General features: G+C 50.1%; 22 protein-coding genes. 8 read left to right on the top strand and 14 right to left on the bottom strand.

The genetic code is table 11. The features are described 5' to 3' along the window. Window positions 1–294 precede the first annotated feature (294 nt). A complete protein-coding gene (locus DVA44_RS24530) occupies window positions 295–1470 on the bottom strand; it encodes a tyrosine-type recombinase/integrase (RefSeq protein WP_000795949.1) in 1176 nt (391 codons plus the stop codon). A 169-nt stretch (window positions 1471–1639) separates the two neighbouring features. Here DVA44_RS24530 and DVA44_RS24535 point away from each other — a divergent pair, with 169 nt between their 5' ends. Together DVA44_RS24535 and DVA44_RS24540 are read left to right on the top strand one after the other, a co-directional pair. After that, window positions 1640–1852: an Hha/YmoA family nucleoid-associated regulatory protein gene (locus tag DVA44_RS24535; protein WP_114388473.1), complete on the top strand. Its 213-nt coding sequence runs from the start codon at window positions 1640–1642 to the stop codon at window positions 1850–1852. Between the two features lie 360 nt (window positions 1853–2212). Beyond that, entirely contained in the window at window positions 2213–3295 is a 1083-nt protein-coding gene (locus DVA44_RS24540; protein ID WP_001232447.1) for a hypothetical protein, read from the top strand. Between the two features lie 165 nt (window positions 3296–3460). Here the strand turns inward: DVA44_RS24540 and DVA44_RS24545 are convergent, their stop codons facing one another. The 13 genes from DVA44_RS24545 to DVA44_RS24605 all read right to left on the bottom strand — a co-directional run bounded on the left by DVA44_RS24545 (window position 3461) and on the right by DVA44_RS24605 (window position 16868). Then, window positions 3461–4960, bottom strand: a complete 1500-nt coding sequence (locus DVA44_RS24545; protein WP_001284318.1) for a helix-hairpin-helix domain-containing protein — start codon at window positions 4958–4960, stop codon at window positions 3461–3463. A gap of 25 nt (window positions 4961–4985) precedes the next feature. Beyond that, window positions 4986–6623, bottom strand: coding sequence for a PP2C family serine/threonine-protein phosphatase (locus DVA44_RS24550; RefSeq protein WP_000081060.1), 1638 nt, complete (start codon window positions 6621–6623; stop codon window positions 4986–4988). Further along, window positions 6623–7663: a TerY-C metal binding domain-containing protein gene (locus tag DVA44_RS24555; protein ID WP_001253656.1), complete on the bottom strand. Its 1041-nt coding sequence runs from the start codon at window positions 7661–7663 to the stop codon at window positions 6623–6625. The genes DVA44_RS24550 and DVA44_RS24555 overlap by 1 nt, the downstream gene beginning before the upstream one ends. An 84-nt stretch (window positions 7664–7747) precedes the next feature. Continuing rightward, entirely contained in the window at window positions 7748–8386 is a 639-nt protein-coding gene (locus DVA44_RS24560) for a VWA domain-containing protein (protein ID WP_001253658.1), read from the bottom strand. Then, on the bottom strand, window positions 8386–9027 hold the full coding sequence (locus tag DVA44_RS24565; protein ID WP_000116681.1) for a TerD family protein: 642 nt from the start codon (window positions 9025–9027) through the stop codon (window positions 8386–8388). Before DVA44_RS24565 ends, DVA44_RS24560 begins: the two co-directional genes overlap by 1 nt. Window positions 9028–9049: 22 nt before the next feature. Continuing rightward, complete coding sequence (locus tag DVA44_RS24570; protein WP_001253657.1) at window positions 9050–9688, bottom strand: VWA domain-containing protein; 639 nt, start codon at window positions 9686–9688, stop codon at window positions 9050–9052. A gap of 462 nt (window positions 9689–10150) precedes the next feature. Next, entirely contained in the window at window positions 10151–10618 is a 468-nt protein-coding gene (terW, locus tag DVA44_RS24575) for a tellurium resistance protein TerW (protein WP_001176767.1), read from the bottom strand. 17 nt (window positions 10619–10635) lie between these two features. Then, window positions 10636–11844 carry a DUF4236 domain-containing protein gene (locus DVA44_RS24580; protein ID WP_011152964.1) on the bottom strand — a complete coding sequence of 403 codons (1209 nt, stop codon included), beginning with the start codon at window positions 11842–11844 and terminating at the stop codon, window positions 10636–10638. Between the two features lie 10 nt (window positions 11845–11854). Beyond that, a complete protein-coding gene (locus DVA44_RS24585; protein ID WP_011152965.1) occupies window positions 11855–12811 on the bottom strand; it encodes an HpcH/HpaI aldolase/citrate lyase family protein in 957 nt (318 codons plus the stop codon). Continuing rightward, window positions 12811–13890, bottom strand: a complete 1080-nt coding sequence (locus DVA44_RS24590) for a cysteine protease StiP family protein (protein WP_001585166.1) — start codon at window positions 13888–13890, stop codon at window positions 12811–12813. The genes DVA44_RS24585 and DVA44_RS24590 overlap by 1 nt, the downstream gene beginning before the upstream one ends. A 1-nt stretch (window position 13891) precedes the next feature. Beyond that, window positions 13892–14665, bottom strand: a complete 774-nt coding sequence (locus DVA44_RS24595; RefSeq protein WP_001040058.1) for a hypothetical protein — start codon at window positions 14663–14665, stop codon at window positions 13892–13894. Beyond that, window positions 14658–15800, bottom strand: a complete 1143-nt coding sequence (locus DVA44_RS24600; protein WP_001280115.1) for a phosphoribosyltransferase domain-containing protein — start codon at window positions 15798–15800, stop codon at window positions 14658–14660. Before DVA44_RS24600 ends, DVA44_RS24595 begins: the two co-directional genes overlap by 8 nt. Before the next feature lie 9 nt (window positions 15801–15809). Beyond that, window positions 15810–16868, bottom strand: coding sequence for an ATP-grasp domain-containing protein (locus DVA44_RS24605; protein WP_012695441.1), 1059 nt, complete (start codon window positions 16866–16868; stop codon window positions 15810–15812). A 320-nt stretch (window positions 16869–17188) separates the two neighbouring features. Between DVA44_RS24605 and DVA44_RS24610 the strand changes: the two genes are divergently transcribed. The 6 genes from DVA44_RS24610 to DVA44_RS24635 all read left to right on the top strand — a co-directional run bounded on the left by DVA44_RS24610 (window position 17189) and on the right by DVA44_RS24635 (window position 21739). Further along, window positions 17189–17770, top strand: coding sequence for a tellurium resistance-associated protein TerZ (locus DVA44_RS24610; protein WP_000254137.1), 582 nt, complete (start codon window positions 17189–17191; stop codon window positions 17768–17770). Continuing rightward, window positions 17770–18927 carry a TerD family protein gene (locus DVA44_RS24615; RefSeq protein WP_001054786.1) on the top strand — a complete coding sequence of 386 codons (1158 nt, stop codon included), beginning with the start codon at window positions 17770–17772 and terminating at the stop codon, window positions 18925–18927. Before DVA44_RS24610 ends, DVA44_RS24615 begins: the two co-directional genes overlap by 1 nt. A 22-nt stretch (window positions 18928–18949) precedes the next feature. Continuing rightward, on the top strand, window positions 18950–19405 hold the full coding sequence (locus DVA44_RS24620; RefSeq protein ID WP_000007449.1) for a tellurite resistance TerB family protein: 456 nt from the start codon (window positions 18950–18952) through the stop codon (window positions 19403–19405). A 22-nt stretch (window positions 19406–19427) separates the two neighbouring features. Next, window positions 19428–20468: a tellurium resistance membrane protein TerC gene (terC, locus tag DVA44_RS24625; RefSeq protein ID WP_000255079.1), complete on the top strand. Its 1041-nt coding sequence runs from the start codon at window positions 19428–19430 to the stop codon at window positions 20466–20468. Window positions 20469–20516: 48 nt separating this feature from the next. Continuing rightward, a complete protein-coding gene (terD, locus tag DVA44_RS24630) occupies window positions 20517–21095 on the top strand; it encodes a tellurium resistance membrane protein TerD (RefSeq protein ID WP_000116680.1) in 579 nt (192 codons plus the stop codon). Between the two features lie 68 nt (window positions 21096–21163). Beyond that, a complete protein-coding gene (locus DVA44_RS24635) occupies window positions 21164–21739 on the top strand; it encodes a TerD family protein (RefSeq protein WP_000301247.1) in 576 nt (191 codons plus the stop codon). The last annotated feature ends 406 nt before the right edge of the window (window positions 21740–22145 follow it).

Here is a 22145-nt window from a genome sequence, read left to right on the forward strand (position 1 = left end):
GTTGATTTGCTCGAAAGATTCTATTTCAAGCGTCCGCTGAGCATGGAGTACGCGGCATGGCTACGTGTAATGTGTGCAGGCTTGTTATTAGTTTTTATTCAGGTTGCTCCCCAATTTACACTCCTGTATACCCTTAAACTTGTCACGCTTATTAATCTTGGAATCCAGACAATGAAATTAAATGGCGTGTACAAATATAAAAGGACGGGAATTTTGCCTCCGGGAGGGGCACTCTCTAATCTCACCAGACTTAACCCGTTCAAGAAAAAATAAAGTTATGCGCCCGTGAGGGCGCTATTCATCAAAGGCATTTCGCATAAGCTTGATCATGGCTTTTTTACCAGCTTCAATATTGCGAATGTAGCGCATAACCATTTCTTCATTCGACCAGTTCCCCATTTCCATAATCTGTGGTAGCGAGTAACCTTCAATATCCAGCTGTATCGCACCGCCTACACGAACGCTGTGCCCTGTCCAGTAACGGGTTTTAGTCTCATTTGGATAAAGCTCATTCCACATTTCTTTAAATGCCCGTAAAAGGGAATTTTTGCTGAGCATACCGGCATCGTCCACAGTGTCTTCCTCATCTTCATCGTTCAGAAGACTTTGTTTAGCACGGTAGGGCAGGTTATGCCGTTTAAGAAGCTCAGATAGCTCATTCCCTTTACTCCGAAGCTTCCAGCCGGGTGGCATATAGCCTGTATCATGGAAATTTACGGCCTGGAAAAGGTATTCATCCGGATGACTGTGCTGATCCATTTTCACAAGGTTCATCAATCTCAAGAGGCAGTTAGTTAACTGACGTGTCAGCCGGTAGGTAAGAAGTGTACTGATGTTCGTTTTTGTACGGTATACCGTCAGGTTAAATTCACCGGTCATACTATCCAGAGACAGATCTTTCAGACGTATACGGCGAATTTCGGATGAACGGAGCAGTGTTTCAAAGCCTGTCCAGATCAGGCACAGGTCACGAAGCTTACGAACTGAGTTTGTAGTACTGCGTAACTTTATCAGAGCCTTGAGATCGCCAATAAGAAAGGGAGTTGCCTGTTTAGTCGTCTTTCGCTTCCGGGCTTCCGATTGTTTTAAGGCTTCCAGCATGTACCATGCTTCAGACGTAATAATCCCGGGCAGGTTAAGCCCTTTTTTATGGATACTGTTTAAGGCCTGAAGACAGCTGTTTATGCTGCTTCGTGACAATTTGCCTTCAAGATGCCCCATAAACGCCAGCAGAGCTTCCTCAGACACGGGGAGCGAACTTACTGGCCAGTCTGTATGCAACCGGGCATTCGCCTGATACCATTCGTTCCATACTCGTAGCCAGTGCAGATAGGTTTTAGCTGTGTTGTATCTCAGATGGGAAAAGTAACGGATCAAGCGTGAAAGCTGTTTATCATGGTTGCCGAACGTTTCCAGCTGCTGATGCAATTCGCTTTCCGAAAACTGTCTGATCACTGATTGATTCTTCATCCTGCTCACCGGGATACACTGGTTTTATTTACAGTCATTTTAGCACTCATGTACCTGGTTATGAACAGGGTGGAAACAACGAAAAAGGTTGTGAAATCGTTAGGCTTAAGTGAAAAATGATATTAAGATTATCCCTGGCCAGTTGAGGCCTGTCTAAAGAAGGTTGATTATGTCTGACGCAAAGCAGTCTTATTTAATGAAATTCCGTAAGTGTAGTTCGTTCGAAACGCTCGAAAAAGTATTTGAAAGGTTATGTGAAAAAAACTCGGGTGTCGCCTCTCTTGAAATTTCTGGTGCTTATGATCATCGTAAAGCTGAACTGACAATGAAAAAGTTATATGACAAAGTTCCTGCGAGTGTGTGGACCTTTGTTCGCGAGTAATTATTGATATTGGCACAACAAAAAGACTGTGTCTGGATTTGAAAATAGTTTATGCCCCTTTCGGGGCTAAAGGCACTGTAATAGCCTGTCATTTTAACTTTCTTATTAAGTTCGGAGAAAGACTTTAATCATAAGCCAAGCCCACTGCTAAATACATCCGATATTCTCCTTAATTTTAGAAGTTGTGATAAAAGTTACTTTACCTAAACTTCTCTCTCCATATTTGTAAGGCTCTCATTTGATTCTTGTCAAACATTAATCTGGAAAACTAAAAAATCATTTCTTTTAATTCGTTTTACAGAAATCCTCCTCCGTTATTTCGGATATAGTTTGAATAATTATCAAAAACGGGGTGCAGCCATGCGTAAGAGTTACACATTTGGTATTCCATTTGGACTCCAGAGAGAATCAGGACTCTTTTTAGATATTACAGAGGTCAGCCGGGGTATCGACTGTAACTGCATCTGCCCCGCTTGCAAAACTGATCTGTTAGCAAAGCAGGGGGAGGTCAAGCTTTGGCATTTCTCACACAGTACTGCTGTAGCCGGTGACTGTGATGGTCTGATGGAAGCCATCCGGGGAAAAATTATTGAAGTCATCAACGAGCACCAGGTTCTTGGTTTCCCAAATCTTCTCGCTGGCGACGATGGTGGGCCGGTTTCACTGAATGAGGTTATTGGAAGCGGCAGTATGTTCGGAGGCACAGCTGATCTGTTCGTAAAGGTTAATGATTTATGTGTGGCCGTCTTTCTGGACAGGGATCGTAGCATTTCTGCGAAGTTAACCTTTGACCACCTTCATCCTTCCGAAAGAGTTGCCGCATTGCGTATCGATCTTCCAGATATTGAATATGAAATCAGTCAGGTGCAGCTCGGGCGACGTAAAACAACATACAGTGAGTGCATTGAAAGCCTGATCATTGATGAGACCAGTTCCCGGGAATGGCTATATCATCCATTAATGCATGAACTTGAATCTGAACCTCTTCAGGAGTATCGGGGACGGGAGCCTTCAGAGGAAGGGCCTCTTCTTCAGCGCCTTGCTGACTGTAAGATGAAATTGCCTGATATCCTTCCGGGCAGTCATAACGCGTTAGTCAGGTTACAGCAGGATACGATTGTATGTCTGTGTCGGTTAACGGTTCGGGCTTATGACATCGCTCAGACCGATGAATTTCCTTTGTTCCTTCGCTATTTCAGGTTGCACTGCCTGGAAAACAGCGAACATGTCAGTTACGAAAGACTGATCTGCTGGCAGGAAATGATTTCAAAAACCCAGGAAGGCCAGTCCTTGACACAAAACGAACTTGAATATCTTCATGAGATTGTCCGCATCGCCTTATACAATCACCGGCTTAACAATGTCAGTATTTCAGATGTTAAAAACCATGACACAGGAAAGGAGAGCGGCAGGGTAGAGCCACAAAACTATTCACTCTTATAAATAAATTGGGCTTTGCGCATTAAACCCTTGCCGCAGGAGGTGTACCGCATATCCGGCACAGACAGTCAGTTTTTCTGGCAGCTTAAATTTGACACAGCTTAATATAGTGATTCATTAAACAGGTTCAGTATGCTGCCAGAACGTTTTAGTCGTTATGGGCGTCCGTTAGTTTTCTACTAACTGAACGACGACCAGCCTGCCGCCTTCCTCCTTTGACAGAACAAACTGAGCGTTATTCGTCAGTTCAATTTTTTCCCCAATGGCAATCTGTCGTTTATCCGGTAATGACATAAGCCCATTTATGCCTTCATTTACTAACCACCACTGATCGTTATGGAAAACAAAATACCCAACTCGTTTCCTTTGCAAATCGGTTGTACGCTCATTTGGCGCAATGAGGCGATTCACATGCCACGCATAGATTGACTGCCCGCTCCACACCATCAACCGGTGGTCGTCAGGACGATAACTGCCTTCCTTTCGGGAAGAATATAAATTTAGAACCGGTAATTTACCCTTGTATGGCGTACCGCAGTAGGGACAAACCGGCTTTGTCTTACCCGAGAAAACGTACCATTTCTGTTCACACGCCTTGTTCTGGCAGGGCTGTATCAGATCGACTGTTTTAACCAGGGCGCTTTCCCACTCATCGGCGGTCGGGCGTTTAGTGGCATCGTGTAAGCCATCTATAAAGGCGCGCTCAAACAAAGGTGTCAGATAAGGGCCCATGATGGTGTAAGGAATTTTCTCCGGGTCAGCCCAGGGCAGTGAAAAGGACGATAGCTGACTGACTTTGACTGCATTGCTTTTGTCTGTCGGATGTTCAATGAAGAGTGCCTTCTCACCCATAGATAAGGTCTCATCACGTACTTCATCCGACATGTCATGTATTTTTCCGCCACGTAGCGGATGACGGAAGAACAGATACATGTAGATAAGCACCGACAGCGCATGACGGTCAGTAGTAATGCTTGGCAATACGCGGTTCGGATCCTCTTTGGAAAGATGACTGGTTTTCACCACTTCCGGAGCGATAAAATCCGGGGTGCCCACCACGTCGGGAGGATACTTTCCAGGGACAACCAGGCCGTCTACGTCAATGATGCAGGCATGTCCCATTTCTGGATCGATAAGCACGTTTTTATAGCTTAGATCGCTGTGACAGAGACCTGCCGCATGCATCCTTCTGACGGCTCTTGTCAGCAGCAGACAGACCTTGAGATAGGTAAGCGTATTGCCTCGTTCACGTGGGTCGAGAAATTTGTTCTGGTTGCTGGCGCTGGCAAACCATTTGCCTTCCTTTTCACGACCTTTTATGCCAAGAAAATCATCGTTTTTAGAGCCGTATTTAAAGAAAAAGTAGCTTTTGTAGGTTGGAACCACGATGCCGATTTTATGCCCATGCTCAACAACATGGGTCGGCCAGCAAAACAGGTCCTTCCAGTATTCACCTCCGGACTGGCCAAAAATGTTTTGCCTGTAGCGTCCGGTGATCATATCAATCCGATCCCGGGCCTGCTCGTTCTGCGGTTTATGATAAAAAGCGACGACGTATGATTTATCAGGCGAAAAGTAAACATCCTTCATCGAGCCCGAACCAATTACCTCGTCAACATACTGGACTGTTTCGCCGTCCTTTGTTTTGCACGTAACGATATTTGCCATATTGATCACCGAAAAAGCGTATCCCTTACCACAACACCGCAATAGTGCGGTCATCATGGTTCCCTGTGGAGAAAAAGTTAAGCCAGTCGCCTAACCTCTCAGGCGCAATACTGGCGTCTGTAAGGACAGGGTTGAGCTCATCAACGAGACGGGTCCATTTTTCGTCACTGCGAAGCCCATTATCCGTCTCAAACAGAGGGTCTGAGACGCCGTCTGTCATGAGGATCAAGTGAGATACATCATTCCATTTACCCACGCTGATGCGGCCGCTAAACGAGGGGTCTGCGATAATGCTCTGGTCAAGGAAACGGGTTTGTCCTGCGTATTCTCCGCTATCGGGATTTCCCAGTATCCTGACTTTACCGGAAGGGCTGTATGCACCTATCGCACCATCACCAAGCCAGAATGCAGTCGCAAACAGCTCGTTATCAGTTCGTAGCGCTACAGTTGCCAGAAGGGTTGTTGAATAGGATTTCACAGGTTGTTCTGCACAAATGGCTTCGTTCTGGATACTGTTGACCGCGAGCGTAGCTGCCTGTTTAAAATGATGAAGCATGGCGTTTATTGTTGCCTGCTGATCGCTCCCTTCCCACGCCGTGATGTGCTGCTTTAAATGGACGCCTTTCACACCACTGAGCTGATTTAAAAGGTAATCGCCAGCCGTTTTGACTGCAATCCGGGAGCCTTCCCGGGAATTTACCGCACTACCGGCTCCGTCTGCGACCAGCATGACAGACCATCCTGTTTCCTGGCAGTGGTTGATGTAGAAGTCGTCATCTCTGAAGCTTCCGGCATGCTCATGAGAGCGTCCCCGGCGACTGGCGGCAGCAATACGTATATCACCCCTGACCAGGCCAGCAGCGTCCAGATGGGACTTAGGGTAGGGAGCGTCTGCTGGTGGCTCTACCACCTTCCACAGGCTTCTCGGATCGGGATTGATTATAAATAGCTGTTTTGTTTCACATTCGTCGTGCGACGTGCATGACCAGATTACTGAAAGCTCTATATCGCCGCTTTCGGTGGGAGTACCTGTCAGCAACTCCTGTTCTTTGTCAAAAGACAGGCCAATGTTCCGGGGAAAGACAACGTCCCTGACAGTAGCCTGCTGGCCCTCACCCAGAACGATAGCAACCGGCGAAGAGAAACGTTCGCCTGCGCGGGCGTTGGGGATCGTTATTTTAGCTCTCGGGGGAACGGCAGGTGGCACAGCTAAGCTGGCCCGCTGCTGGCCTGTCGGTATCTGCCCGGGTTTTAATACCAGGGAAGACAGGTTTTCGTCTTCCCTCTGTGCTGGTTTATCAAATTCGTAATAAGGCATCAGCTTCCAGAACGGAGGATGAGGCTCATTTTCTGGCAGGGGTTGCAGTGCTGATGTATCGGTAGCGTCAATGCCCGGGTTATCAGCAACACTTACGACCGTTTGTTGCTGATCGGAAAGACTGGATGCTGACGAGGCGGCAATCTCTGCGTCGTTATCACCTTCGCTAACCCGCGCAGATAAACCCTGTGCAAGGCTCTCAATCCGCTCTTTAAGCCGCATAATTTCTTCGGTAAGGGATGGGTCCTGCGATAGAAGTAAAAGCCGCTCACCTTCAACAGGGTGGCCCAGCTCAGACAGAACTAAGCGGATAATCTTCTCTTCAAGTAAAGCATTTTGCGACATCAACCTCTCCCTCTGTTTACGTCGAAGTTAGTGTTTCCGCCATCATTGCTGAATGACAGGCCTGTTTCACACCACGGGCAGATCACGTCATCCGGGCCGTCAATACACAGCAACTTTCCGCATGAGCACAGGGCAAACGCACTGGCATTACCGCAGTGGGGGCAACCCGGTACGCCATGCAGTTCGCTGGTATTTACCTGCAAACCGGTAGCGGTGGCATCTGACCACGCAAAATAGTCCTCATCGATGGGATAGCATCCGGCAATATTAAAGCTGTTCAGGTTCAGACTGAAATCGAGCCCGGAAACCCTTGCTGGTGGCCGTTCATACTTCATCAGGTACGGACGACGGGTCTTGCTGCAACGGCCGGTAAGCGTAACGCAGTTTTCGTCGTACGCTTTTACTGGCTCGTCCTTGGCCAGCCGGACTATGTATTCAGTCTGGCTGAGCTCAGGTTGTTTGTCGTCCCCGACGCTGCGGCTGTGCGCCGTAACCGAGGCCGTGATCCATTTGATGAAGCGGGTAAAGTCCCCTTCCTGAGATTCGGTGAACAGCATGACATTCTCTGTCAGTTGCCGCAGGATATTCAGGTCCGCTGACGGCCCCAGGCCAACGGCAATGAGATTCACTTTACTCGCGTAGTGATCCTTCCAGCGCTTCACTTCTGCGGTTGTGTCGTCAGTCGGACGTCCGTCGGTAAGGAGATACACGACGGGTTTCCAGTCGCCTTTAGCCTCATGAGTGGTTTTTCTGACCTGGGTATCAATTTGCACGGTCAGCTCACGCAATGCAGCTCCAAGGCTCGTACCGCCGCCAACGGGAAGGCGGGGAGGGTAGAACGAGGCAATTTCGTGAAGAGGTACAATCGTACGGGCTACACCGGCAAATGCGATTACCGAGACCCAGGCTGTTTCAAGTGCGTGTGGATCCTTTCTTAAATCTCCGACGATCATTTGCAGACCATCAGTCATTTTTTTCAGGTTTTCACCAATCATGGACTCTGAACAGTCCAGGACAAAAAACACGGGAAGGCGTCTCATAATTTTCCTCGTACGGCTGGTACGGCCAGCAGAAAACGTTGCTGTACAGAAAGGTGCTGCCCGGAAACAGCACCTTTCTGTCTGTCAGAGCACCAGCTGGATTTCTGGTGGAGGAGGGGGAAGGGTATCAGTTCCGTTATTAATCCCCGCGCTTGTGCTGCCGGAAGACACGCTGGCCGATACCCATTTAAAGAAACCTGCAAACGCGGTTGAATCTAGCGTCTCCAGAGACACAACCTTATCGGTGAGCTGTTTTAAGTGCTCATGGCCTGCTTTAGGACCAACGGCGCAGGCAATGATGGATCCGAATCCCCGGCCGCGAATCGCTTTTACCGCTTCACCGTACGCCAGGGCATCAGAAGGGGTTCCATCAGTCATCAGGAATACCAGAGGACGCCAGTCTCCTTTGGTATCACCATCTGAGCGACGTACATCCCGTTCAACACACTGCATCAGACATTCAAGGGCAGCACCGGTGAACGTCCCGCCTGCGCTTGGCACAACGATGTCAGAAAACTGGAAGTCTTCCAGCGGCGTGAGAGGAATGAACTCACGCGCCTCATTGTCATAGGTGATAATGGAGATATGAACGCTTTCGAGGGCGTAGGGATCCTGGCGAAGAGCGCTAAGCATCGCCTGAATTCCAACGTTAACGGAATGGATTGACTCACCGCGCATCGAGCCGGATGTGTCGATAACAAGGTAAACAGGCAGGCGGCGCATCACATGTAATTCCTCAGGTGCGAGACAAACGAATCTGATTCTGAAGGCTCACCAATTGCCCTGAGTTTCCAGCCTGTAGCCTCGCGTATCAGCTCGGCAAAGACCATGGAGCGCTGGCTGGCGAAGGCGGGTCCGCCAGAAAGATCGAATCGTGCCATTTCAATATTACGGGCATCTACTGCCCGGATGAAGGCATTCTGAACTTTACCAAAGTGCTGCTGGAGCTTTTCACCATTGTAGATCTGAACGATGAACACAATTTTCTCGTACTGAGCGTCAAGGGAATTCAGGCGCACAATAATTTGCTCATCGTCACCGTCACCGGCTCCGGTTCGGTTATCGCCCGTCAGCCAGATATTGCCTGACTTATGGCGAAGGCTGTTGAAAAAGATGATATCGCCATTCACAAGCGTTGGTTTACCATTTTCCACATTGCCGAGATCGGTCACCTTTCCGGCTGAATTACACAGGAAAGCGATCACATCAAGGTCGTATTCTTCTTCTTTTTTACCAAAGATCCCGCCGAGAAAACCTTTCTTTTCCTCATTAATATCCCAACCGAGGCCGATAGTAACGGACGAGAGATCGTATTCATTTTTTTTCAGGCTTACGCCCTGGCCTTTGCTCAGACTGACAGACATGATATCCCCTTAATCAATAAAATTATAAGACCACATTTACTTCTGGCGGCGGCGGTGGCAGGTCTTCAAGACCGATCACTTCTTTTTTGCTGGACTCCACTTTCTGACTGCCTACCGAAATGCTCGCACTGACCCATTTAAAGAAAGCTTTAATCGTCGAACTGTCAGCTGTATCGAGCTGAACCACGATTTCAGTGATTTCTTTGAGGACGCTGGTATCGGCATCATGCCCGGCTGCACATGCCACAACAACGCCGGTTCTGGCCGCTTTAAAGTCATTCAGGCCTTTACGCCAGTCATCATTCGGACTTCCATCCGTCATCAGGAATACAAGGGGACGCCAGTCACCTTTAGTGTCAGCCGTCGTTTTCTGTACTTCTTTGGCAATGGAGCTGGCCGTGAGGGAAAGCGCTTCGCCAAGAGACGTGGTGCCGCTGGCTGTTAGTGCTGGCATCTGGAAACTCAGGAGGTCTGTCAGGGGGACTGCCTGTCGGGCTGAAGAATCAAAGGTGATCACTGACACGTGAGCCGTTTCGAGTGCATACGGATCCTGTTTCAGCGTGGTAAGCAGCGTCTGAACGCCATTTTTAACCGCTTCGATAGGCTCTCCGTGCATAGAGCCGGACGTGTCGAGTAGCAGATATACGGGTAAGCGTCTCAAATGTAATTCCTTCTTAAGAGATCGGAAGAGGAGAGTAGTTTCAGGAAGAGGCCAGGGTTTGTTGATTTGATAAAACGGCACGACATCTGTCGGGTGGAGATTAAATACTCAGAAGCGGCATTAAAGAAATAAGTTAACCACCATAGAATTACCGACATGTGAATGGCCTCTTATCAACAGAAAAATAATTCAGACCGGACTGGAATATAAGATTTCTGAAAAAACTCGGACAAATAAACTGTCTTATGTATGAAATTCATCATACATCACAGATCTGCATGAATGGAGTGTAAAACGCCCAAAGATTGATGTGTAGCACAAGAGGATGTCAAGACACCAGGTTTTGTAGTCAGTAAGGCGCTGCTGGCATTGCGGGAGGAGAATAGATCAAAACTACGTCACGCCAATACAGAGGTAAAATATGACAAAACCGGGGTTTTCACCCCGGTCTGAGATTTAGCGTCAGGACTTTTTAGCGCTGTATTCTTTTATCAGTTCGTCAACGGAGTGCAGAGCCAGCTTCTCTACCGCTTCACTTCGGGTCGAGCCACTCAGCGCAGCCAGACGGTCAATTTTTCTTAAGATCCGCATGCGTAGCGATAAGGACACGGCTGTTTTTTTATCCTTATCGAGTACGACCTTCCCTGTAGACTCACCGGTTTTCAGTTCAGCATTCTGTGCGAGCGCTTCATTCATCCGGCGAAGGGTCTTTTTATCCAGCTGGCCCGGATTAACGAGATGGTAGGAATGACCTGCCTTGCTGTATTTGATCTCCGCAGAATATGACTCGCGTAGCTCTTTGAGGGCCCGGGTTAATGTCGGCTCTGAGCATTCCAGACTGGTTATAATGTCGGCAGCGGAAACGGGCTTGCCGGTGCCCAGTAAGTTGGCAAGCTTAAAAATCCGGGCCTGTCTGGTATTTAATTGCATCGTAAGATTTAGCCTGCTTAAAGGGTTAGTGGTTCAATAGGCTGAAAAATGAAGGTACTGCTCATCTTTCGAATAACCGGGTGATCGCCTAACGCTTCAACCGGATCAATGTGTTCTATGCCTGCAAAATTTACTGACGACATCTGGCTGCGAGTGCATTTGCAGGACAGGATATACTCATCCTCCAGATAGCCGGTCCGCTTACTGACCCGTTGCGTAAAGCCTGACACAATCACGTTGTCGAAAGGTAGCGTATGTAAAACGATACCGACCAGGCGGAACAAGCAGCCATGGACGTGGCGGGCATAGTTTTCGCGTACGGCTTTTTGCGTCATGGCTTTTTCCGTCAGCTCCGTGCCCCGGGCATTAACGCCGTAAATCTTATCAGGGAAATCTTCAATCTCAGCTAAATCAACGTCCAGCAGGACTGCTGATAGCTCCGGCTTTACTTCAAATGCAACAATCGTTTCACGCGGCCATTCAGTTTCTGCCAGCACACCCGCCAGGTATGATTCGAAAAACGCGGCGTCTGTCCGGAACTGCTGCCGGGCATCTGCCTGAGCCGTGGCGAGCCGTTTTTCATGTTCTTCTGCTTCAAACTTCCAGTTTGCATACTGTTCGGCCCAGGCCGTCCGTTGTTGCTGGTACCGGTGCTGTCGAAGGGTATTCTCACGCTCCACATCAATCAGCTCCTGCTGCCACCGGCGAAGATTTTCGGCGTGGCGCTCAGCTTTAGCTGATTCCGATTCAAACCATTTACCCAGAAAACTAATGCCTTCGCTCTCGGCAGGCTTTTCCGGCAATGCAAGGTAGTCTGGCTTTTCTGGACGCACCGGTGCCGGAACCTGAAAAGGCGACGTTCTGTTATGCAGGTATACTGCTTCCAGCTCTGCCCAGCTGATGCCTGTTTTTGGATCCGGCGTCAGCTCGTGAATATTACGGATTGCGGTTACCGCTGACATGAGTTCAGCGGCTTCCTGCTCAAGCGCCTGTCTGAGCCCCGGGTCGGTTGCCGTCCGGTTTCCACCTCCGGAACGCGCGGCCCGGTCAAGCCGGGTACGGTAACTCAGCCCGGTACCGGGCAAGCCCAGATTGGCATAGGTCCCCCGGCTACCAAAAGAAACGGAAGCACCTCTCGGCCCGACACTCAGGCTCGGTGCACCGTTACTCAGGTTGAGGCGAACGCCAGGAATAATGTTGATCGACTTTCTGAACCTGAACCCCATTATGATTTCCTTAATGATGCTGGGTCACGGTAAGTAATCTGATTCCATCAGCGCTTTGCTCGTTCTGTAACCCATAAAAACGAGCTCTGTCCAGAATGCCAGCCGCCCAGCGGCGATGTGTGGCGGGTTCACACATTGCTCCCTGCGACTTAAACACGGCCTGGGTAGAGTTCAGGATCCGCAGAGCGTCAGAATACTCACCCTGAGTGACCATCAGCGCGTTTTGAATGACCTCTATCTGACCCGGGTGAATGGCCGTTTTCCCAACAAGCCCATGTGCCATATCAAGAGCCAGCTCTCTGGCCATAACGGCATGATCGTCAATATGCTCACATACGGGCGCGGTCAGGGCAAAATCACGCGGGCCGAAGACTGAAACGAGCATTTTGATGACGTAGCCCATCGGGCTGTCATACAGCGTCAGGTCCCGGGGGCGGCGAAGCGACACAACGTTCATAAGATCGTTGCCGCCGATTCGAAGCGCAATAATGCGGTCGTGGCAGGGATGTTCCACCAGGCGAGTGGCCAGCTCGCGCATCTGAACCACGTCAAAGACGTCTTCTGTTTCCAGCGTTGGCATCATGCACAGGTGAGTCCCGCCCATGATATCCCACCATTCAGCTAACGAACTGAGGGTAAATTTCGGCAACACAAACCCATCGACAGCGGAAAGATCATAATGCGCTTTTAACCATCTGCCCATTTCGGCATGCCGAGGGCGAATGAACACCAGAGGCCAGTCATTTTTACCCAGGCTACGCATGCTGTTACTGAGCTCGTGCAGCAGGTGCTCCAGATTTTTGAGGGCGATGGGGATGTCTGCTTCACTGACAGCATCCTCCAGGCAAATCACCAGAGAGCGCAAACCCGGGATTTTCCCGTGCAGGACGGCATCAGCAATATCTTCCCGTGTTGCAGGCATGTATAGCGTGGCTCCCAGATTCCAGGGAGAAAGACGATTTTTCATCAGAGTACCTTCTTGATAATGGTTACAGCCCGATACTGGCCGAGGGTTCCCCCCATTTCTGTAACAACTATTCCCTTTTCACGAGCAAGCCCTACAAGCAAGGCAACGTCCGGGTCGTCAATAGAACGCACAAATACATGGTCCGGTACCCGACGTAATACAGCCCGGGTTGCTTCAGCAATACCGGGTTTAATACGATTGACGCTGTCCACTTTAAATTCATCGGCCAGGAACGCGATAACGTCGCGACTTGTCTGCCATAAGACCCGGGCTGACTCCATATTCCAGCTCAGGGTAGCGAGGGATGACGGGGTTAACTTCTTACGGAAATGGGCGACGGTATCGACAAGCATCCGGCTGCATTCGAATTCACTGAGATGCTCGCAAACCATGCACCCATGTAATCCTTCAGAGGACCATACTGACCGGGAGATCAGGCCTGATACCGGCGCACCCATGATGCCAAAAGGAATGAGCCAGTCATCATCACTGGCTGCAAGCCAGGAGCAGCCACAGGGATCGGCCAGGACAACCAGTCGCGGCTGCTCAGGATAGCCCGGGCGATCTTTCAGTGCGCGTACAAGCTCTCCGGTAATTGCGCCTTTACCTGTCCATCCGTCAACAAAGACAATACCGCTGGTACCATGGCGCTCTTCAATGACGTCGAGGGCTGCACCGTCAATTCCACGATCCCGGATAATGCTGATACCGTAATGCCATGAGGTTTTCCCCATGTCACGCAGGGCCTGGTGCAGCATAACGCCGAGCGGCACGCCAGCTCTGACGAGACTGGCCAGTACAATGGGCTCATCACCGAAGCGTTCGGCCAGAGCAATAGCGAGCTGTGTGACTTCTTTTGCAAGTCTCTCTGCGCCCCGATCCAGCGCCCGGTGAAACAAATCAAGATGCCATTGTGTTGGCGCTGGCTCCTGACTGAGCATGTCCGAATAATGTTTCTTCCCTGACTGAATCAGCTCTTCTTTTTGCTCAACCGGCGTCATCTCAATGACTACCGGCTTTAGCAGAAATTCCACGTCACCGGGCTGGTATGAGCCGGTAAATGTGTCATGTGGCTGCATTTTAATTTTCTCCAAAAATTCGCTGTGAAATGGCATCTGCAAACTGACTCTGACGCGGGATGCCAAACCAGCTGCACAGTTTCATAAAACGATGATCGCTCAGGCTGTCGCCCAGACCAATTACGGGGAAGACTCCGCGTTCAGCCCGAAGTTTTTCAAGAAGCCATCTGACTGCCAGCCCTTTCTCAACCGCGGTGGGAAGCCAGGCCACGTTATTACTGTTGCGGTGGATGTAGAAGCCCTCGGTCGGAAACACCGTTTCTATCTCATCTGCAATGGCATTGAGCTCGTCAAGGCGGGTGCTGTCGCGGTGCTTCATCACCATATAAACCGCCGTTTCACCGTATTCGAAGTTCAGCCTTGCCCAGGCATTGATCCCTTTTGCGTCCATCATTTCAGTGATCAGACGCTGCATCGATGTCAGCTTTTCCTGATAGGGAGCCAGCTGGCCGAGCATATGGGCCTTCCACTCCTCGTCGGGTTTGCCTTCTGGCGTGAGAATGACGGCCCCGTGAGTGGTGATTGCCCAGGAGTGGAAAGGGATCCGTACGCGGCTGATTTCTTCAGTTCCCCGTGCGGTAACGGGTATGAGTTCAGCCTGCTCCAGGAGCCAGTCCACCAACATGGACTGTTCTTCCGTCATAAAGCTTCGTGGATTCAGGGTGCGATCAACGGCACCGGTACGGAATGGCTCCAGGGCCAGCTCGTCCACCATTTTACGACGGGTCTGAAAGAGCGTGTCGTCAAGGTCGCTCAGAACAACGGGTTTATTCATAGGTAACAATCTCCACGACGGCCGCAACCTCAGCCAGCGCTTTAAGAAGCTGCGTGTCAATACTTTCTGCGGGTGTCTCAGTACACACAAGAATGCGGTCAAACTGCTGGTGGGCGACGTTATAGACAAAATTGGGGATGCCCAGCCCGTAGTTATCCGTAAAGGAAATGGCGGACTCAATGGCATAACCAACGGCGATAGGGGAGCGGGTGGTCGATCCATAAAATGCCTGTGCTCCGGCAGCTTCGAGCCGTTCAGCAAGCAGGAACGGCTCCCAGACGAATTCCCCGGTCCCGAGAACCAGAATACGTTCCCCCTTGTGGACGGAGACCTCATGGCCGAGATCGGCCGCAGGTGCGAGCATCCCCAGTCGGCCCCAGGACTGTTTTCCCTGGATGTCCCATTCTCCTCGTGAAGTTACGTTGACTTTCGGCATGTCCGGGACAGGTGCATCAGGTAATGGGGTCCATCCCCACTTACCGCTTACAAGAGAAACCGAAGTGACTGGTAAGGTGCTGCGCTCGGACAAGGCTTTGCCACTCCAGTCGGTAAGCGTAACGGCTATAACCTGTTCAATATGTTGAAGCTTGCCGGTATTACGCAGGGCTGAAAGCAGGTTAATAAAGGTATTACCGGTGGTTGCCTCGTCATCAATCAAAACCAGCGTTCGTGCGTTGGTAACACGACGTCTTTTCTCTTCATCATCTGGCAGATAGATCAGATGATCGGTGGCGTGGCTGTGTTCTTCCTTGAACTCGCAAAGCAACGTGCCATCAACCGGGTGACGGGTAGAGGTCAGATAGACAGATTCAGGATGCTGGTGGCGCACTTCATCAAATACACCGGCCCCAAGCCCAACGGCGGTTTCAGCCATACCGATAAACAGTACGGGTCCTGTCAGTGTCGAGGGGAACTGGCTGGCAAGCTGTCTGTAGGCCTGCCGCATGACTGAGGGTGGCACGGGAATGTGCCTGCCGAGTACTTTGCTGACAAACAGAAAGGCGCGTTTCGGGTTACGTCTTTCAGCGATGTCAAACAGGTCATCGAGCGAAACTTCACCCTGGTCGCGGGTTACCTGAATCGTACCGCATGAGAGGGTACGGCGATAAATCATATCTTCGAGGATATCAGACATAAATACGCCTTAATTCAGAAGGTTAGAGAGTGATTCCGGGTATGCAATTACATCCGTAATGGATCTCACCGCAACCGGAGAAAAGGTGTTTTTAGCGCTCTGGCGCACCATATCTTCAGACATCAGACCGAGCTTAAAGGCAGCAAATAACCCAGGAAGGTTCACCCCGCTGTGAAGGGTATAACCCACCCCCCCTGACGGACGCATGTTGGTTTCAAGCAGCACCGGGTTGCCATTCACATCGTTTCGCGTCTGAACATTCACCAGCCCGTCGGCCTTCATAACCCTGGCGCAGTCACACGCCAGTTCCCAGGCGCTTCCTTCGTTTACCAGATACTGGATAACCCCTTCCTTACGGCGTCCCACGGCTGCGAGTATTTCGCCCTTATCCGCGAGGATATCGACGGAAAATTCCGGGCCTGGCAGGTACGGCATCAAAACAAGGGGTTTAAACGACTCAGCAGCTGATGCTGCTGCAATATACTGTTGCGGACTGACCAGACGATGTTCGGGATGATTAAAGACGGCCATAGGCGAAGCACTGTCATCAAAGCGCCAGAATCCCATGCCATAGATACCCGTCACCGGCTTCACGCATACCGGGCTGTCAGTGAACGGCGGGGCCGCGAGGTGTGTTTTTAATTCTGCCAGCGTATTCACCCGCCAGGATGGTACGACCGGGAGACCCTTTTGCTCCATAAACTGAGCAAAAGTAACTTTTTCGTCAGCCAGAGTTAACCAGTCGACGCCCGTTGCACCGGTAGTAAGGGTGGCACCGGTCGATTCAATGGCTGAACGGTGTTCTTCAAACCACTGGCTGTTACGGCCAGTATGAATATGGTGGATGCCGTAGGACTGAATGGTTTCCTGGATAAACTGAAGACGTTTTTGAGGATCTTCAGGTTCAGTCAAAGAATAGTCGGCAACGGAAAGGATTTCATTTCTTTCGTTACGGTGGGAGGCAAAAACGGTAATGGCAAAATTATTTTTTTTTGCAAATGATTTTACCCCCTGAATAATATCTCGCTGGGAGGATAAACCTTCCATAAACCAAATTTTCTTGTTCATTTTTTTTAATTATCCGGAACGCCATGCAAATTTATGATTGAGAAGTGAGTCTATGAGTGTCTAAGCTACATGTCAATCATAATATGATTTATAACTCCTGTGGTTATGGAGTGCGTCAGGTTTTTTGGATTCCTGATAACACATTGATATTTAAATTAAACTTAGAAAATTAACACCCTGAAAAGGATTTCTTTTTGTGTTTTTACAGAAAACTACCAAAATTTCCCTTGTCAGAGAACTTCATCATGATATGATTTTCTTCGTCAGTTACTAAATATACCTTTGATTGTCTCGGTCATTACCATTTTAAGGAATAAAACATGGTTTCATTAGTTAAGAACCAGACGGTATCACTCAGCAAAGAATCATCTGCATTAAGCCAGCTTCATTTCGGTCTCGGTTGGGATCCGGTTAAGAAAAAAGGTCTTCTTGGAGGATTGTTTGGAGGCAACGACTCAATCGATCTCGATGCTGGCTGCGTATTAATGGACAGCACCGGTAAAACAATTGACACCATCTGGTTCCGCAAACTGGAATCCACCTGCGGCGCTGTTGTGCACAGTGGCGATAACCTGACCGGTGAAGGTGACGGTGACGATGAGGTGATTAATGTCAACCTCTCCCGACTGCCTGCAAACGTTGAATACCTGGCGTTTACGGTAAACAGCTTCCGTGGTCAGTCGTTCAATGACGTCGAAAACGCGTTCTGCCGCGTTGTCGATCAAACCGGCAAAGAGCTGGCTCGCTACAAGCTGACTGAGCAGGGCTCACATACCGGGATCGTTATTTCTTCGCTGCGCCGTAATAACGGCAACTGGGACTTTACCGCCCTTGGCCATGCCTGTCGCGGCCGCACAATTGACGATATGCACTCCGATATCGTTTCAGCGGTTATTCGCTAATGAACCTGACGCCGGGGGGCAATGCCCCCGTTCCAGCCCAGGAGTTGCGGGTCCGGATCACCTCGGGCGGCCAGGTGGATGCTTCGGCGTTTCGCCTGTATGCCGACGGGAAGGTGCAGGGTGATGCGGACATGGTGTTTTATGGTCAGCCACGTAACGATGATGGTACCGTCAGCCTGGTCAGTGAAGGCCAGTACTCAACCTTTACTGTCGCGCTCAACCGGCTGAAACCTGATGTCCAGAAAATTGCGTTCACCGTGACCTGTGACGGTGGGCAGACGGTGTCCGGTCTTCGTAATCTTTCCATCGACGTGGAGCAAGGGGCTACCGGCCTGGTTAGCGGCAGTGTCGAACTGAGCGGCCGTCAGGAAGCAGCCTTAATTCTGGGTGAATTTTACCGTCGTAATAATGACTGGAAATTCCGCTTCGTTGCGCAGGGGTTCAACGGTGGACTTAAACCGCTGGCAGAGCATTTCGGCGTAAATATTGCCGACGAACCGGCTCCCGCAGCCCCGACTCCTCCGGTTGTAACCCCTCCGCCAGTTGAGACAAAAATCAGCCTGAGCAAGGTATCGCTGACAAAAGAGAAGCCTGCAATCAGCCTGACCAAACGGGATAACTTCGGTGAAATCCGGATCAACCTGAACTGGCACCGGGGCAGCGGCAAATCAGGCTTTGCAGGCATGTTCGGCTCCAAAGGAATCGACCTGGATCTGGGGGCCTTTGTTGAGCTTCAGGACGGGTATAAATCGGTCATTCAGGCGCTCGGTAATGCATTCGGTGATTATCGCGATGAACCGTATGTTCAGCTCAAGGGCGATGACCGGACGGGTGATGTATCAGACGGCGAGTGGCTGCATATCAATGGACGTGAATGGAAGCATATCCGCGAAGTGCTGATTTACGCCTTTATTTATGAAGGTGTTCCCAGCTGGGACAAGACTGATGGTGTGGTCACCATTCATGTGCCGGATCAACCGCCCATTGAGACCCGCCTGACCGAAGGTGAAAACCGTCGCACATTGTGCGCCATTGCCAGACTCGTAAACGAAAACGGCGCAATTAAAGTCGAGCGAATTAACCAGTACTTCAAAGGCCAGGACGAAATGGACCGGGCATTTGGCTGGGGATTTCGCTGGAGCGCCGGTTCTAAATAACACAGCAACAAAGGAAACAGGTATGAGCTTTTTCGACAAAGTTAAAGGTGCCATTAACTCAGGCCGTGACGAACTGACCCGCCAGGTTGGCCGTTTCAAAAACAAAAAATTCATGCAGGGCACCGTTGCTGTATGTGCCCGTATTGCCGTATCGAGTGACGGCGTAAGTTCGGAAGAAAAGCAGAAAATGATGGGCTTTCTGCGCTCTTCAGAAGAGCTGAAGGTCTTCGATACCAATGAGGTGATTGAGTTCTTCAATAAACTGGTTTCAAGCTTCGATTTCGATGTTGAAATCGGCAAGGGCGAAACCATGAAATACATCCTGGCGCTGAAAGATCAGCCTGAGGCCGCTCAGCTGGCCTTACGTGTTGGTATTGCCGTTGCGAAAAGTGACGGTAACTTCGATCAGGACGAGAAACTGGCCTCCCGCGAGATCGCTATCGCGTTGGGCTTCGACCCGGCTGAATTTGGCCTCTGATCCACATCCCTAAGGGTAAAATATGGTTTCCACACACATCGGCTTCCCGACTGAAACGGTCATTGTTTTTATTGCGCTTTCAGTCGGTGCCATCTTTATTGACCTGTTTATGCACCGTGATGACAAGCCTATTTCGCTGAAGAGTGCGGCGCTCTGGTCCGTATTCTGGGTTGTGGTTGCGATGGCATTTGCCGGTTTCCTCTATATCCACCACGGTGCTGAGGTTGCCAGTCTGTTTGTCACGGGTTATGCGCTGGAGAAAGTGCTGTCGGTCGATAACCTGTTCGTCATGATGGCCATCTTCTCCTGGTTCGCCGTTCCGGATCGTTATCGCCACCGTGTTCTCTACTGGGGGATCATTGGTGCCATTGTCTTCAGGGGCATCTTTGTCGCCATCGGTACGAGCCTGCTGAGTCTGGGGCCGTATGTTGAAGTTGTCTTCGCTATTATCGTTGCCTGGACAGCGGTCATGATGCTTAAAAGCGGTGATGACGATGATGAAATTGAGGATTACTCCCAGCATCTGGCTTACCGCATGGTTAAACGCTTCTTCCCTATCTGGCCGAAGCTCAGAGGGCATGCCTTCCTGCTTAACCAGAAGGAAGTGGATGCTGAACTGGCGAAACCAGAAAACAGCGATGTCACCATTGGCCGTGGTAAAAAAGCGGCGCTGTATGCGACCCCGCTGTTCCTGTGTGTGGCTGTGGTTGAACTCTCGGACGTAATGTTCGCGTTTGACTCGGTACCGGCAATCATTGCCGTCAGTCGTGAACCGCTTATCGTCTATAGTGCCATGATGTTTGCTATCCTGGGCCTGCGTACTCTGTACTTTGTCCTTGAGGCACTGAAACAGTACCTGGTTCATCTGGAGAAGGCCGTTATCGTGCTGCTGTTCTTCATCGCGGCAAAACTCGGCCTGAATGCGACCGATCACATCTGGCATCATGGTTACAGCATCGCGGCAACAACCAGCCTGTATGTTGTACTGGGTGTACTGGCGCTGGGCATTCTCGCAAGCGTCATGTTCCCGGGCAAACCTGAATCTGAGGAAAAGGGGAGTTAATCCCCTTAAGTGTTAACCTGAACAATTACTAATCGAAGAGGTTATTTTATGAGTGTTTCTCTTTCCAAAGGCGGGAACGTCTCCCTAAGTAAAGCAGCTCCGTCAATGAAAAACGTCCTGGTGGGCCTTGGCTGGGATGCGCGTTCAACAGACGGTCAGGACTTTGACCTGGATGCTTCAGCATTCCTGCTGGCCTCAAACGGCAAAGTGCGCGGCGATTCAGATTTCATCTTCTATAACAACCTGACGTCATCCGACGGTTCCGTAACGCACACCGGCGATAACCGCACCGGTGAGGGCGATGGTGATGATGAATCGCTGAAAATTAAACTGGACGCCGTCCCGTCTGAAGTTGACAAGATCATCTTCGTTGTGACCATCCACGATGCTCAGGCTCGTCGCCAGAGCTTTGGTCAGGTATCCGGTGCGTTTATTCGTCTGGTTAATGACGATAACCAGACTGAAGTTGCTCGCTACGATCTGACCGAAGATGCGTCCACTGAGACTGCCATGCTGTTCGGCGAGCTGTATCGCCACAATGGTGAGTGGAAATTCCGCGCAGTAGGTCAGGGTTATGCTGGTGGTCTGGCATCTGTATGTGCTCAGTACGGCATTAACGCGTCCTGATCAAAAAGTAACTTTTCTACCCGGGGCTGTTAATGCAGCCCTCATTCAACTGTTTGCAGGAGCTAAAAATGGCAGTTTCTCTCGTAAAAGGCGGCAATGTATCTCTGACCAAAGAAGCACCAACCATGAATGTTGCTATGGTTGGCCTAGGCTGGGATGCCCGTGTAACCGATGGTCAGGGTTTTGACCTGGACGCTTCCGTGTTCGCAGTAGGCGAAGACGGTAAAGTGTTGTCAGATGCGCATTTCATTTTCTTCAATAACAAAACCAGCCCTGATGGCGCGGTAGAGCACCAGGGCGACAACCGTACCGGTGAAGGCGACGGCGACGATGAGCAGGTCAAAATCGATCTGACCAAAGTCTCAGCAGATATCAAAAAACTGGTGTTTGCCGTTACCATCTATGATGCAGAAGCGCGTAAACAAAACTTCGGCATGGTGAGCAACAGCTTCATGCGCGTTTACAACAACGACAACGGCACGGAAATTGCCCGTTTCGATCTGTCTGAAGATGCCTCAACCGAAACCGCTATGGTCTTCGGTGAACTGTATCGTCATGGCGCTGAGTGGAAGTTTAAAGCTGTCGGTCAGGGCTTTGCCGGTGGCCTGGCGGCTCTTGCCTCCCAGCACGGCGTTAACATCTAAAATAACGCTGAATCATACCCCGGCAATGCCGGGGTTTTTTTTGGTTGCGATCCGCTATCAGGAGGGGGGGGGCAGAAAGGGTTCGGGAATCTCAGAAAGCAGAGAGATGTTAATTCTGACGTGAGCCTTTTAAAGGCAGGAAACGGATTTTTCTCTGGTTGCTGGTTAAAGCCTGTATTCCGTGCCTTATATCAACAGCATGCCCCTCTGATATATGTTACGTTTGCGACTTATGAAGGCACGGGTTCTGGAAGATAAAATACCCGACCAATGGAAATTCCAATTCAACAGGTATAGAAACTTCAACGTGATGAAATATGGTGTCACACCATATATACGCCTCACCAGAAATCCAGCGTCCTGAACTAAGCCAGGGGAACCTATATAAACGCTGCGCTTTAAAATA

It is taken from the genome of Leclercia sp. W17, assembly GCF_003336325.1.
Lineage (GTDB): Bacteria > Pseudomonadota > Gammaproteobacteria > Enterobacterales > Enterobacteriaceae > Enterobacter.

Coding starts and splice junctions, on each gene's coding strand:
- DVA44_RS24530 (WP_000795949.1), bottom strand. CDS start 1,470: ATGAAGAATCAATCAGTGATCAGACAGTTTTCGGAAAGCGAATTGCAT.
- DVA44_RS24535 (WP_114388473.1), top strand. CDS start 1,640: ATGTCTGACGCAAAGCAGTCTTATTTAATGAAATTCCGTAAGTGTAGT.
- DVA44_RS24540 (WP_001232447.1), top strand. CDS start 2,213: ATGCGTAAGAGTTACACATTTGGTATTCCATTTGGACTCCAGAGAGAA.
- DVA44_RS24545 (WP_001284318.1), bottom strand. CDS start 4,960: ATGGCAAATATCGTTACGTGCAAAACAAAGGACGGCGAAACAGTCCAG.
- DVA44_RS24550 (WP_000081060.1), bottom strand. CDS start 6,623: ATGTCGCAAAATGCTTTACTTGAAGAGAAGATTATCCGCTTAGTTCTG.
- DVA44_RS24555 (WP_001253656.1), bottom strand. CDS start 7,663: ATGAGACGCCTTCCCGTGTTTTTTGTCCTGGACTGTTCAGAGTCCATG.
- DVA44_RS24560 (WP_001253658.1), bottom strand. CDS start 8,386: ATGCGCCGCCTGCCTGTTTACCTTGTTATCGACACATCCGGCTCGATG.
- DVA44_RS24565 (WP_000116681.1), bottom strand. CDS start 9,027: ATGTCTGTCAGTCTGAGCAAAGGCCAGGGCGTAAGCCTGAAAAAAAAT.
- terW (WP_001176767.1), bottom strand. CDS start 10,618: ATGCAATTAAATACCAGACAGGCCCGGATTTTTAAGCTTGCCAACTTA.
- DVA44_RS24580 (WP_011152964.1), bottom strand. CDS start 11,844: ATGGGGTTCAGGTTCAGAAAGTCGATCAACATTATTCCTGGCGTTCGC.
- DVA44_RS24585 (WP_011152965.1), bottom strand. CDS start 12,811: ATGAAAAATCGTCTTTCTCCCTGGAATCTGGGAGCCACGCTATACATG.
- DVA44_RS24590 (WP_001585166.1), bottom strand. CDS start 13,890: ATGCAGCCACATGACACATTTACCGGCTCATACCAGCCCGGTGACGTG.
- DVA44_RS24595 (WP_001040058.1), bottom strand. CDS start 14,665: ATGAATAAACCCGTTGTTCTGAGCGACCTTGACGACACGCTCTTTCAG.
- DVA44_RS24600 (WP_001280115.1), bottom strand. CDS start 15,800: ATGTCTGATATCCTCGAAGATATGATTTATCGCCGTACCCTCTCATGC.
- DVA44_RS24605 (WP_012695441.1), bottom strand. CDS start 16,868: ATGAACAAGAAAATTTGGTTTATGGAAGGTTTATCCTCCCAGCGAGAT.
- DVA44_RS24610 (WP_000254137.1), top strand. CDS start 17,189: ATGGTTTCATTAGTTAAGAACCAGACGGTATCACTCAGCAAAGAATCA.
- DVA44_RS24615 (WP_001054786.1), top strand. CDS start 17,770: ATGAACCTGACGCCGGGGGGCAATGCCCCCGTTCCAGCCCAGGAGTTG.
- DVA44_RS24620 (WP_000007449.1), top strand. CDS start 18,950: ATGAGCTTTTTCGACAAAGTTAAAGGTGCCATTAACTCAGGCCGTGAC.
- terC (WP_000255079.1), top strand. CDS start 19,428: ATGGTTTCCACACACATCGGCTTCCCGACTGAAACGGTCATTGTTTTT.
- terD (WP_000116680.1), top strand. CDS start 20,517: ATGAGTGTTTCTCTTTCCAAAGGCGGGAACGTCTCCCTAAGTAAAGCA.
- DVA44_RS24635 (WP_000301247.1), top strand. CDS start 21,164: ATGGCAGTTTCTCTCGTAAAAGGCGGCAATGTATCTCTGACCAAAGAA.